This is a genomic window from Ruminiclostridium papyrosolvens DSM 2782 (assembly GCF_029318685.1).
GTDB lineage: Bacteria > Bacillota > Clostridia > Acetivibrionales > DSM-1351 > Ruminiclostridium > Ruminiclostridium papyrosolvens.
Genome location: NZ_CP119677.1, coordinates 4,651,116 through 4,663,298, shown reverse-complemented (window position 1 = coordinate 4,663,298; position 12,183 = coordinate 4,651,116). Strand labels below are relative to the sequence as shown.

The 12,183-nt window shown below is 39.0% G+C and carries 15 protein-coding genes and 1 tRNA gene; 13 read left to right on the top strand and 3 right to left on the bottom strand.

Annotated elements, in window-relative coordinates:
* Positions 1 to 53 precede the first annotated feature (53 nt).
* Positions 54 to 142: transfer RNA gene (locus P0092_RS20390), tRNA-Leu, on the top strand.
* Between the two features lie 69 nt (positions 143 to 211).
* Here the strand turns inward: P0092_RS20390 and P0092_RS20385 are convergent.
* Both P0092_RS20385 and P0092_RS20380 read right to left on the bottom strand, forming a co-directional pair.
* Positions 212 to 1,738: a hypothetical protein gene (locus P0092_RS20385; RefSeq protein ID WP_004618571.1), complete on the bottom strand. Its 1,527-nt coding sequence runs from the start codon at positions 1,736 to 1,738 to the stop codon at positions 212 to 214.
* Positions 1,739 to 1,831: 93 nt separating this feature from the next.
* The gene (locus tag P0092_RS20380; RefSeq protein ID WP_004618572.1) at positions 1,832 to 2,158 is read right to left on the bottom strand and encodes a helix-turn-helix domain-containing protein; all 327 of its coding nucleotides are present in this window, start codon (positions 2,156 to 2,158) and stop codon (positions 1,832 to 1,834) included.
* A 240-nt stretch (positions 2,159 to 2,398) separates the two neighbouring features.
* Between P0092_RS20380 and P0092_RS20375 the strand changes: the two genes are divergently transcribed.
* The 5 genes from P0092_RS20375 (at position 2,399) to P0092_RS20355 (ending at position 5,790) form a co-directional block, all read left to right on the top strand.
* Positions 2,399 to 2,854 (top strand): hypothetical protein, encoded by a 456-nt coding sequence (locus P0092_RS20375; protein WP_004618573.1) that lies wholly within the window; start codon positions 2,399 to 2,401, stop codon positions 2,852 to 2,854.
* 161 nt (positions 2,855 to 3,015) lie between these two features.
* A complete protein-coding gene (locus P0092_RS20370; RefSeq protein ID WP_242831745.1) occupies positions 3,016 to 3,432 on the top strand; it encodes a phage tail terminator family protein in 417 nt (138 codons plus the stop codon).
* Between the two features lie 114 nt (positions 3,433 to 3,546).
* Positions 3,547 to 4,848 carry a phage tail sheath family protein gene (locus tag P0092_RS20365; protein ID WP_004618575.1) on the top strand — a complete coding sequence of 434 codons (1,302 nt, stop codon included), beginning with the start codon at positions 3,547 to 3,549 and terminating at the stop codon, positions 4,846 to 4,848.
* 20 nt (positions 4,849 to 4,868) lie between these two features.
* Positions 4,869 to 5,339, top strand: a complete 471-nt coding sequence (locus P0092_RS20360) for a phage tail tube protein (RefSeq protein ID WP_004618576.1) — start codon at positions 4,869 to 4,871, stop codon at positions 5,337 to 5,339.
* 22 nt (positions 5,340 to 5,361) lie between these two features.
* Positions 5,362 to 5,790 (top strand): phage tail assembly chaperone, encoded by a 429-nt coding sequence (locus tag P0092_RS20355; RefSeq protein ID WP_004618577.1) that lies wholly within the window; start codon positions 5,362 to 5,364, stop codon positions 5,788 to 5,790.
* A 179-nt stretch (positions 5,791 to 5,969) separates the two neighbouring features.
* Here the strand turns inward: P0092_RS20355 and P0092_RS20350 are convergent, their stop codons facing one another.
* Entirely contained in the window at positions 5,970 to 6,113 is a 144-nt protein-coding gene (locus P0092_RS20350) for a hypothetical protein (protein WP_199398941.1), read from the bottom strand.
* Between the two features lie 198 nt (positions 6,114 to 6,311).
* On the opposite strand from P0092_RS20350, the gene P0092_RS20345 reads away from it, so the two are divergent.
* From P0092_RS20345 to P0092_RS20315, 7 genes are read left to right on the top strand one after another with little or no spacing between them, the layout of a single operon-like run.
* Positions 6,312 to 8,285 (top strand): tape measure protein, encoded by a 1,974-nt coding sequence (locus P0092_RS20345; RefSeq protein ID WP_004618578.1) that lies wholly within the window; start codon positions 6,312 to 6,314, stop codon positions 8,283 to 8,285.
* Positions 8,285 to 8,932 carry a LysM peptidoglycan-binding domain-containing protein gene (locus P0092_RS20340; protein WP_004618579.1) on the top strand — a complete coding sequence of 216 codons (648 nt, stop codon included), beginning with the start codon at positions 8,285 to 8,287 and terminating at the stop codon, positions 8,930 to 8,932. Before P0092_RS20345 ends, P0092_RS20340 begins: the two co-directional genes overlap by 1 nt.
* Positions 8,925 to 9,881, top strand: coding sequence for an XkdQ/YqbQ family protein (locus P0092_RS20335; RefSeq protein ID WP_004618580.1), 957 nt, complete (start codon positions 8,925 to 8,927; stop codon positions 9,879 to 9,881). The genes P0092_RS20340 and P0092_RS20335 overlap by 8 nt, the downstream gene beginning before the upstream one ends.
* A gap of 1 nt (position 9,882) precedes the next feature.
* Entirely contained in the window at positions 9,883 to 10,191 is a 309-nt protein-coding gene (locus tag P0092_RS20330; protein ID WP_242831748.1) for a DUF2577 domain-containing protein, read from the top strand.
* Entirely contained in the window at positions 10,188 to 10,589 is a 402-nt protein-coding gene (locus tag P0092_RS20325) for a DUF2634 domain-containing protein (RefSeq protein ID WP_004618582.1), read from the top strand. Before P0092_RS20330 ends, P0092_RS20325 begins: the two co-directional genes overlap by 4 nt.
* A complete protein-coding gene (locus P0092_RS20320; protein WP_004618583.1) occupies positions 10,590 to 11,645 on the top strand; it encodes a baseplate J/gp47 family protein in 1,056 nt (351 codons plus the stop codon).
* On the top strand, positions 11,632 to 12,183 hold the full coding sequence (locus P0092_RS20315; protein WP_004618584.1) for a putative phage tail protein: 552 nt from the start codon (positions 11,632 to 11,634) through the stop codon (positions 12,181 to 12,183). Before P0092_RS20320 ends, P0092_RS20315 begins: the two co-directional genes overlap by 14 nt.

Sequence of the window (12,183 nt, the reverse complement as noted above, 5' to 3'; positions counted from 1 at the left end):
CACCTGACATGATATAGTATTATAATAAGCTAGTCGCCGGTTGATTTTGATATGCCGAAGTGGCGGAACTGGCAGACGCACAGGACTTAAAATCCTGCGGGACTAACCTCCCGTACCGGTTCGATTCCGGTCTTCGGCACCAAATAAAGGATTGAGATTATATCTCAATTCTTTATTTATGTCCCAAAATATAAATAATAATTGAAAAGGACTAAAATTCTACCTGTAACAACATAGCAACGCTGTATATAGAGTTAGCAGGTAAATCAAAATCCGCCTCATATTGGTCAGCCGTTCCTGAAATCAATTTTTGCACTTGCAGTTTATATATAATTCCACCAAGGAACATATCACCGAGACTGACTAACTTATTATCGGTAACGTTGAACAATCTCAGGTTGTCATTCAATGACAAACTCATTAGCTTTAAACTTGCAGGACTTTGAACATTAAGAGTATCTTCTACGGTTGGTTTTCCAGCCGGAGCTGCATATGGAAATTCACCATAATTGCCGAATAACAGAGCAAAAGCTACATCGTCACCTTTACTCGGTTTTGTACCGGGGATATTTTCACTTTCGTTTTGAGTATATTTGTAAGCAAAGAGCTTGATTTCTCCCTGTACTTCAACGGTTTTGCTTAAATCCATTGGAAAACTAATTTCACTTGATATGGCAGTTATATTATCAATATAAGGTATTTTGGATTCGCTGGGAGGCAGTACAACTTTTTCAAGTGTTAGCAAGGCCCAGACCGCAGATAACAGAGCGTCCTGTTCTTGATCCCACTGACTTCTGGGCCAGGAACCGTCAGGAAGCTGCTGGTTTATTATAACCGTAGACATATCAGCAAACCAATCAATATCAACATCGGTACTCGTTGTTATTATGTCTATTCCATAAGAGGTAAGACCTTTCATGGTTGTAAAGGTAGCCTGATAATCAGCAGGGCTGCTGTTCCATCCTGCACAGTCCACTAGGCATACAGAGGCAGTCCAGTTGTCTGCAATATATGTTGTTGCCTTTTTCAGTCTGGCACTTGACAAAGGATCTGCACAAATATTCATTTCCAGTATGAGATTGCCGGTTTTCAGAATATTTACCCATTGATTGGGGAGCTGGTAACCTGAACCTCCATTAGTATTCTGTATAAAATCTATCCAATCGTTAAGGTTGCTTATGGTACTATCAGGAATACTGCATGCAAAATTGTAAATGGGATCTAGTGCAAATTCGAGGCCTAAAGTTACATAACCGGAGTTAGAGTTATCTGGTACAAAACCTTTTGAATATGACCATCCGCCCTTTCTTTCTCCAATATCCTGTTGGGTAAAGGCGAGATAATCTACAACTTTTTGCGCAACCTGTTTATAGGTCAGACCATTCACGGCAGGATTTGATGCGCTTATGACCCTGTCAGGTTCAGTGTTAGCACATATTGCGGATAAGGCAACGCCTGTTGTGTAGTTTATATAAGTCCCATCTTGATAGTATAACCCGTTGACATCTACTTTTGTATTTTCGAATATGAAATTCAAGCCGCTTATCACATTATTTTTATAAATATATTTATCATCAAAAGGTGAAAGGCCTTGTTCTCTTGCGTAGCTTTCAAGTTTTAAAAGTATAAGGCTTGAAGTGGAAACGGGATATGTTGCCCCCCACGAGCCATTAATGTTTTGTTTGCTTACAAGCCATTCAATACCTTTTTGTATTGCAGTTTCTAACGGCGTAGGCATAATTTAGTCTCCTTTAAAATAAATATTTTATGTCTACTACATCCTATTCCGTTATGATAAAAATGTTTCGTACAGTGGATTAATTCTATTTTTTTATGCCCTACTTTTTAAATATTTTGCATAATTGAATAATTCTTTTTTGGCTTCCTCATTTAGAGAAGCATACACTTCTGTTAGCTCCTTTACACTTAGTTCCGGCTGTTTTGTATCGGTTAGTCCTCCAAGCCAATCAAGGCTTACATTGAATTTTTCGGAAATTAATATAGCCAGACTCAAAGGCACATCTCTAGTCTCTTTTTCATTTTCTCCTTCATATCTATAAACAGAACTTCTATGAATACCAAGTATTTTAGCAAATTCATCAACTGAAAAACCCAGAGATGTTCTCAGTTCTTTTATTCTTTCATTGACTGATGCCATGTTAAACCCTCCTGCGTAAGTCGTAACAATTATATTATACAACTTTTGTTCCCGAATGCAAATTTTATTTTCCATATGGAGATTTTTTATTGACATTGGTAAATGGTGGTGTTATTATTTTATTGTTCCCAATAAGAGACAATATTATATTGAGTACATTAAAATATAGATTTATTTTAAATAACTTGTTCCCGAATGGGAATAGAGTCGCAAAAGGATTATATATAAAAGGAGAGTATTATGATAAAAGAAGAATTAAGTCAGATAATTAAGCTAAAGAAAGAAATAAAGCAGCTAAATGAAAAACTTCTGGATTTGAGCTACGGGGACAACGAGACGATTGTAACTGACAAGGTAAGAGGAAGTATGGCACAGTTCCCATATTTGCCAAAGTCCTTTACAATTACAGGCCGGGAGGAAATGTCTGAGGAATGTATTAAAGAGAGAAATGAAATCGGAGTAAGAATAAGGTTAAAGACACAGAGTCTTATGGAAAAAATCAACAAAGCCTATGAATTTATAGATAGTATTGAGGACAGTACCGTAAGACAGATAATGGTTTATCGCTACATAGACGGATTGACTTGGGAGCAGACAGGAGAATGTATGAGTTACTCATGGGAGACCGTAAGAAAAAAACATGATAAATTTCTAAAAACAATACCAACCAATACCAGTATATATGATGTAAAATAGTATTTGTAAAAAGAGATAACAAAATATTTCAAAAGGAACTTTAAGTTAAGTGGGGAGCGGATAAATTTTTCCGGTTCCTTTTTTGTTCTTTAAAAGTGAGGGGGAATTTAAATGTTTATTATGATTCAAACAGTAAAGGAGGGATTTTTATTCTTATTGAAGTGATTGATGCAATTGCAGCTAAGTTAACCCGGGATTTCGGAAATTCTATTGCAGTATACAAAGAAGAGGCAGAGCAGGGGCTGACAGCACCTTGCTTTTTTGTTTCTCTTAATAATTTCAGTCAGAAACAGATAACAGGCAAGAGATACTACAGAGAGCAGCGTTTCACTATTAAGTATTGTCCTTCAAAGGTAAACAAAAATACAGAAATTTGTCAGGTTGCTGACCGTTTATACGACACACTGGAGTCTGTTTTTATGGAAGCTGACATGTTCAGAGGCTCCAAAATGAGTTGTGAGGTTGTTGAGGGTGTACTGCTTTTTTACGTAAATTACAATTTCTATGTTTATAAGGAAACACAGTCAGAGGAGCCTATGGAAAATATAGCTGTGGAAGGCGGACTTAAAAAGGAATAGCAAAGCATCAATTTCAGAAATACCAACCTTTTCAAAGGAGCAGCTTTATATATTCAATTCTTTGATACGGTTGATATTAAATAAACAAAATTTTTGAAAGGAAAGGTGAATTACATGGCACTTGGAGGAGGCACTTTTTTAAAGCAAAACAAGGTTTTACCCGGAAGCTACATTAATTTTGTAAGCACATCAAGGGCAACCGCAACTCTTAGCGAAAGGGGGTATGCTGCAATGCCGCTGGTTCTTGACTGGGGCGTTGACGGAGAGGTTTTCAAAGTTGAAGCAGATAGCTTTCAGAAGAATTCCCTGAAGCTTTTCGGTTATGAATTCAAGGATGAAAAATTAAAGGGTCTGAGAGATTTGTTCAGGCACATAAGAGCAGGATATTTCTACAAACTCAATAAAGGGCAAAAGGCCGCATGTAAATATGCTACTGCAAAATATGCCGGAGTAAGGGGAAATGATATCAAAATTGTTATTACACAGCATGGCAACGATGCAGGCAAGTTTGATGTACAGACATTTTTGGGATTAACGAGAGTTGATTCCCAGACGGTTTCAAGCATGGCTGAATTAATTCCAAATGATTTTGTTGATTTTATTGTGGGTGAAATTGCATTAACAAGCGGAATACAGCTCATTGGAGGAACCAACGGCGCAAATGCTGCTGTTGAGGACTATCAAAGTTTTCTGGACAAAATTGAATCCTATTCCTTCAACACTCTTGGATGTCTGGAGACATCTCCGGAGGTAACTGAGATTTTTGTTGAGTTCACAAAAAGAATGAGGGATGAGTCGGGAGTTAAATTCCAGACTGTTCTTTACAGAACACCATCAGATTATGAAGGTATTATCAATGTCCAGAACGAGGCTGCAGGAGAAAATGCACCGTCAGAATTAGTTTACTGGGTAACAGGTATGTCAGCGGGCTGTCCTGTTAACAAGAGTAACACAAACAAGGTGTATGACGGTGAGTTTACCGTGAATGCCGATTTCAGACAAAGCGAGCTTGAAGCTGCTGTTTCAGAAGGTAAATTTATACTTCACAGGGTTGGGGATGATATTCGTATACTTGAGGATATCAACAGCTTTGTAGCTTATACCGATGACAAGAACAGCGATTTTGGAAGAAATCAGACAATCAGGGTTCTTGACCAGATTGCAAACGATATTGCTGTTTTGTTTAACACTAAGTACAACGGCAATGTTCCAAATGACGCAGCCGGAAGAATTTCCTTCTGGAATGACGTTGTAAAGCACCATCAGGAGCTTCAAAGCATAAGGGCTATAGAAAACTTTAAGCCTGAAGATGTTGTTATTGCAAAGGGAGAGAGCAAAAGGGCAATTGTAATTCAGGATTCTGTTACCATTATGAATTCTATGGAACAGCTTTATATGACTACGGTTGTACAATAATAAAAAAGGAGCGGATGAATATGCAGAGTATGAATGGAAAGGATGTTTTAAATGCATCTTTAGCAGAGTGTTACGTTACTATTGGGGATAAAAGATATAATTTTATGCAGGCTATAAAACTTGAAGCAAAGGTTGAAAAAACCAAGAGTGAAGTACCTATTCTTGGCAGAACCGGAAAGGGTAACAAGGCTACGGGCTGGAAGGGAACAGGCTCTGCCTCTTTCCATTACAATACCTCTATTTTCAGAGATTTGCTGGCAAGATACAAGGATACGGGAGAGGATATCTATTTTGATATTCAGGTAACAAATGAGGACTCGAGTTCCAGTGCAGCAAGGCAGACTGTTATTTTAAAGGGCTGTAATGTTGACGGCGGAATACTTACAAAGTTCGATGCAGATGCGGAATTTCTGGATGAAGATATGGACTTTACTTTTGAAGATTTTGAAATTCACGAAAAATTCTCAATACTTCCGGGAATGGAATGTTAAATAAGGAAAGGGTGTTACTAATATGAGCGGATTAAGTTCTTTTTTAAGGCAGAATGTATTAGATAATGAGAATGTAAAGTATGCTGCATCAAAGAGGTTTGTAGATGAAAACGGGGCGCCAGTGGAGTGGGAAATCTGCTCTATTACTTCGGAAGAGGATGAAGCCATCAGAAAGGCATGTACTCGCAAGGTGCAGATACCGGGAAAGAAAAATCAGTATACTCCCGAAACCGACTACAATGCCTACCTCGGGAAGTTGGCTGCAAGATGTACTGTTTTTCCTGATTTACATAATGCTGAGTTGCAGAACAGCTATGGCTGTATGGGTGAGGACATTCTTCTTAAAACCATGCTAAAGCCGGGAGAATATGCAGATTATCTGGCTAAAATCCAAGAGATTAACGGTTTTGACGTTACTATGGAAGACATGGTAGACGAAGCAAAAAACTAATTAACGAAGGCGATAGTGATGCTAATATTGCATACTATTGCCTTCACAAATTTCATATAACACCCGGTGAGTTTTTGAAGCTTCCAAGAGAAGAAAGGGCCTTTATAACTGCGGCTATTCAGATTAAGATTGAAAACGATAAAAAGGAAATCAACAAAAACAAGCCAAAAAAGAGGTAACTAAAAATAAAAGGGGTTGTGGCAAAACAGAAAGCTTTTTATTTTAACACCTGTACTCCCGTATAAAGTTGTATCAATGATTGCTTCCAAGATATTTGCAAGAGTTTCTAGCGGCTCATCATAGGATATTTTACCGTCGCTCACATTCATCGTCCATGATTCATTGTGTCGCTAAAACCTTCATCGTGAAGGTTTTCCGGTAAAATATCCGTGTTCGCCGAGAAACAACTGCAAATATCATTAACCAAGCTTCCATTGATACAATTTATACTCCTTAGTACAGGTTAAAGAAGATAAGCTTAATTTTGCGGTAACCCCTTTTTCATAAAGGTGGTGATATAAATGGCTACAGTAGCAAATGCACTACAATTGACGTCTGGGACTACAACTGCACTAAGTACGGTGGTAAAGCCTGTGATAGAAATAATTGATAAAACGCAGGAACTTCAGAATCAGTTTAAAAAACCCTTTAATATGAGTGGCTTCAGAGAAGTTATAAATGTGGCAAGAATAATGTCAAGGGAATTTTACGGAGCTCAAAGTCAAGTCAAGGAATCAATTGATGCTATTGGTAAATCCATTGAAAATTTAAAAGAGAAGACTGAGGAACAAAAGAAGAAGCTTACTTTTTCTGACGTGGCGGCAAAGGTTAAAGGGTTTTTACCTAAGATTAAGGAAGGTATGGCTATGGTTGATAAATATTCAAATCAAAATGCCAGACTTTCACAGATGACTGATAAAGGTCAAAGCGCAGGAGAATTACAGCATCAAGTTTATTCTGCTGCCAATAATTCAAGAAGCGGCTATGATAGAACTGCTGCAACTGTATCAAAGCTGGGGCTTTCAGCTAAGGGTAAATTTAAAGATAATAATGAAATCCTTGGGTTTACCGAACTAATGAATAAGTCTTTTGCGGGAGCTGAGTCGGGTGAAGCAACAAAGGGCATTGATAAAATAACCGATGCAATTGTTTCAGGAAAATTAAAGGGAGAGGACATGGCGTCTGTTTTCCAAAATGCACCTGCACTGGGGCAGGCAGTTTCAAAATACACGGGACAATCTCAACAGCAGCTCATTTCAGGTAACGGAGTTTCGGCAGAGGTTTTGAAAAACTCTGTTTTAAGCTCTTCGGACCAAATTAAGGCAAGGTTTGCCACTATGCCCGCAACCTTCCAGCAGATTGGAACAACTATTAAAAATATTCTCTTTGAAGCATTTATTCCCGTTATGGCAGCAATAGCAAACGCTGCTACATGGATTTATAACAACTGGGCTTCCATTGCACCTGTTTTCTGGGGGATTGCTGCGGCAGTGGGTGCTTATGCCATAGGGCTTGGTATTTCCACTATAGCTACAACTATGCAGAAAATAGCACAGGATGGATTAAATGCATCCTTGTTCACTTCTCCATTGTTTTGGATTGCATTGGTAATAGGAGTAATAATAGGCCTTATTTATAGTTGGATTCAGTCTGTAGGAGGTATTCATGTTGCTTGGATGATTGTGGTTAATGCTATGCTCATTTTGTGGGATGCTCTGAAAATTTCATTTTTTACTGGTGTGTACTGGGTTATTGATCTCTGGAATTTGATGATGCTGGGGATGAAGTCGGCAGGGGTTGGCATTCAGAATTTCATGGGAGATATGAAGGTGGGTGTGCTCACCATTTTGCAAGACATGGTAAACGGAGCAGTTGATATTATCAACAAGTTTATTGGATTACTGAATAATCTCCCGGGAGTATCTATTGAAGCTATTAGTCGTGTTAACTTCGGAACACAGGCGAAAATCCAGAATGAAGCTGAAAAGACAGCCAGAGAGGCAGATTTGGAGCAGTACAAGCAGAAAATAGACTCAATAAAGCAGCAGCATGATGCTGATATATTTAACCGTCAAGTCCAGATGGGTACAGATATGCAAAAGAGACAAGCAAACATTGATATTGCAATGGCTAAAGCTAAAAAGGAAAAATCAGATCCAAAATTTAATGTACCGGGATACAAGTCATTAACAAATTCTGCTGCTACTAAGACCGCCGGTGTTGCAGACAGCGATATGAAAAATCATATTGCCAATACCGCTGCTAACACTGGGGCTATGAAGGATTCAATGCAAGTTTCCGAAGAGGACTTAAAGTACATGAGAGATATAGCCGAACAGGAGGTAGTGAATAAATTTACTACTGCGGAAATCAAGGTGGACATGACTAATCATAACAATGTAAACAGCAAACTTGATTTGGATGGGATTGTTTCATATATGGAGCAGAAGGTTTATGAAACCATGTCGGTTGCAGCAGAGGGGGTGTATAGCTAATGCCTTATAAAATATGGCTGGGAGGGGTTCAGATGCCTGTTGCCCCTTCAAAGTTTGAAACAAAAATCAAGAATCAGAATAAGACTGTTAACCTGATTGACGGAAGTGAGGCAAGTATATTAAAGGTTCCGGGCTTGACGGAATTTTCCTTTGAATTACTAATTCCTCAGGTGAACTACCCTTTTGCAGACTACCCTGATAAGAGTTTTGTAAATCCCAAATACTATTTGGACCATTTCAGTCGGTTAAAAACGGATTGTAAGCCGTTTAAGCTATATATTGAAGAAGAGATATCCTTTAAAAATAAATTTGTACGTAAAATAACAAATACTTTGGTTTCTCTTGAAGATTACAGCATAACAGAGGCTGCTGAAAATGGCCTTGATTATACCGTGGCTATGACCCTCAAACAGTATAGGCAATGTACCGCAATAAAATATCCGGTAGAAGGTATTAAACCAAAAGGAGGGACTAAAAAATCCACTCCTGTCAAACCTAAATCCTATAAAGTCAAAAAGGGAGACACCCTCTGGGGCATATGCAAAAAATATCTGGGCGATGGCTCAAAATATCCTCAGATAGCCAAACTAAACGGAATCAAAAATCCTAACCTTATCAGAGTAGGGCAGGTGATTAAGCTTGGTTGAATTAAAGATTCAGAACGGTTCTACAATGTATCAGCCTTGCATTGAGGATGAAATTACATGGGAGACTTCCAGAAAAGGTGTCCCCGGGAAGCTGGAATTTTCAGTGGTTAAAGATGAAATTATAAGCTTTCAGGAAGGTAACTTAGTGCAACTGATGGTAGACAATAAAAATGTTTTCAAGGGCTATGTTTTCACTAAAAAGCGCAGCAGCGACCAGATTATAAAGGTTACTGCATATGACCAGCTGAGGTATCTCAAAAATAAGGATACACAGGTATTTGAAAATCGTACCGCAAGCCAGATAATAAAAGAACTGGCAGGTAAATTTAAACTGTTAACGGGAGCTATCGAAGATACGGGTTATGTAATAGCTACTAGGGTGGAGGATAATAAGACACTTATGGATATGATTCAGAGTGCTCTTGATATTACATTGCAGAACAGGAATAAGATGTATGTTCTGTTTGATGACTTCGGTGCTATTAGTCTTAAAAGTATTGATTCCTTGAAGCTTGATGTGCTGATTGAAAAGAGTACAGCTGAGGATTTTGATTACACCTCGTCTATTGACTCAAATACTTACAACTTCATAAAATTGGCCTACGATAATGATAAAACAAAGAAACGTGAAATCTATGAGGCCATAGACAGTAATAACATAGCTGCGTGGGGACTTCTTCAGTATTACGAGAAAGTTAATCAAAATACCAATGCTAAAGCCAAAGCTGACGGGCTTCTAAAGCTATACAACAAGAAAACCCGAAATCTTTCCGTTTCCAACGCCATAGGAGATATTAGGGTCAGAGGTGGTTGCCTTATTCCCGTCTGGTTGGAGCTTGGAGATATAAAGGTTCAGAATTACATGCTTGTGGAAACTGTGAAGCATACCTTTAAGAGTAATGAGCATTATATGGACATCACTTTGAAGGGCGGTGATTTTGTTGCCTAATATGGTTGAAATTATCAAGCTGGCGGCAATAGCTGCGGTGAATGATTCAAAACCTACAAACGTTGTTTTCGGAAATGTTCTGAGTGTCGCTCCTCTTGCAATCAGTATTGACCAAAAGCTGATTTTAAAGGAGGCTCATTTGATATTGACCAACAATGTAAAGGAGCACGTGATGGAATTGACAGATGAGCTGGGAGGAAAAAAGACATTTACGGTTCACAACGGATTAGCAGAGGGTGAGAGTGTAATAATGATTCAGTTTCAGGGGGGACAAAAATACCTTGTTCTTGATAAGGCGGTGAAGAAATGATTCCAACTTTAAATGATGATTTACAGCCTGATTTTGAAATCCGTCAGCAGCCGGGATATACCTATAAAATGAATCTTGAGGAAATGAGAATAGGGGGCTTCATTGACGGGGTTGAGGCGGTTAAACAGGCAATTTATAAAATTCTTAATACCCAGAAATTCCAATATCTGATTTATGACTGGGATTATGGGATTGAATTAACAGACCTTTTTGGTGAAGCGGCTGTATTGGTTTATTCAGAAATAGAAAACAGAATACGAGAGGCTTTGCAGGAGGATGACAGGATTAAAGATTTGGGAGACTTCTCTTTTGAGTCTGACAAACGTCAGGTTTTGGTTAAGTTTACTGCATACACTACTGAAGGTAATGTTGATATTGAAAAGGCGGTGATGGTTTAAATGTACGAAATTGTAACCTATGAGGTGCTTTTAAAAAGGATGTTGGATAGGGTCCCCGACACAATTGACAAGCGTGAGGGCTCGGTTATTTTTGATGCGTTGGCTCCGGCTGCTGCCGAACTGGCACAAATGTATATTGAAGCAGATGTAATTTTGAATGAAACCTTTGCCGATTCAGCGTCAAGGGATTTTTTAATCAAAAGGGCTGCAGAGCGTGGAGTAACACCTGCTGAAGCTACCAATGCCATTTTAAAAGGTGTGTTTAATATTAATGTTCCGCTGGGTTCAAGGTTCTCACTGGGAAATCTTAATTATGTTGTTGCTGAAAAAATAAATGAGTGTGAGTTCAAACTCATGTGTGAAACTGCAGGAGCTGAAGGAAACAGGTATTTTGGTTTGTTGATTCCCGTGGACTATATTGAGGGATTGACAAAAGCGGAAATTACCGAACTTCTTATTTCCGGAGAAGATGAGGAGGATACGGAACAGCTAAGAGCCAGATATTTTGCTACCTTGGATTCACAAGCTTTTGGGGGCAATATGTCCGACTATAAGGAAAAGGTTAATCAGCTTCAAGGGGTTGGAGGTATTAAGGTTTATCCTGCTTGGAATGGAGGGGGTACTGTTAAACTGGTGGTTATTAGCTCCCAGTTTCAAAAGCCTTCAAGTGACTTGATTGACAAGCTTCAAACTAAGATAGATCCTTTGAACAGCCAAGGCGATGGGGTAGGGTTTGCACCTATCGGGCATATAGTTACGGTTACAGGAGTTGCGGAAACTAGGGTTGACATAACATTGAACCTGACCTACCGTAAAGGCTGGACTTGGGAGGATGTAAAGGGCTATGTATACTCGGTTATTGATAATTATTTCAATGAGCTGAGCAAAGAGTGGGCTGACAGTGATAACCTCATAGTCAGAATAAGCCAGATTGAAACCCGTCTGCTGGAGGTTGAGGGCATTCTGGACATATCGGGAACGAAAATCAATGGTTTAGAGCAGAATCTGATGCTTGACAAAGATGCTGTTCCGGTCAGGGGTGATGTTATTGGATAGAGAAATCAATATGCTGAACTATTTGCCGGAGTTTTTACAGGATTTCAGGGAATTCCAAGAGCTTGCTGCTGCTGAAAATCCTGAAATTCTTGCCCTTTGGGGCAGGCTTGACAATGTAATGAAGGAGCAGTTTATAGAAGATGCCACGGAAGACGGGGTAAAACGTTGGGAAGCTATACTGAATATAAATCCAAAAGGCTCCGATAGCCTTGAATTGAGAAAATTCAGGATTCTGACCAGACTTAATGAAAAGCTGCCTTACACTTACAAGAAACTTGCACAGCAGTTGGAGACGCTGTGCGGTGAGTCCGGCTACTCACTGGAGTTAATGAACAATGAGTACAAGCTCATTGTAAGGGTGGCGCTGGCGGCCAAGTCCATGCTTGCCGAGGTGGAAAAACTGCTAAAGAGAATTGTGCCGGTGAACATCTGCATTGATTTGAACTTGCTTTACAAGCAAAACGCGGCTTTGGGCAGCTATAAACATGCACATTTAAGAAAATATACACATGAACAATTAAGAAGCGAGGTGTTTTAA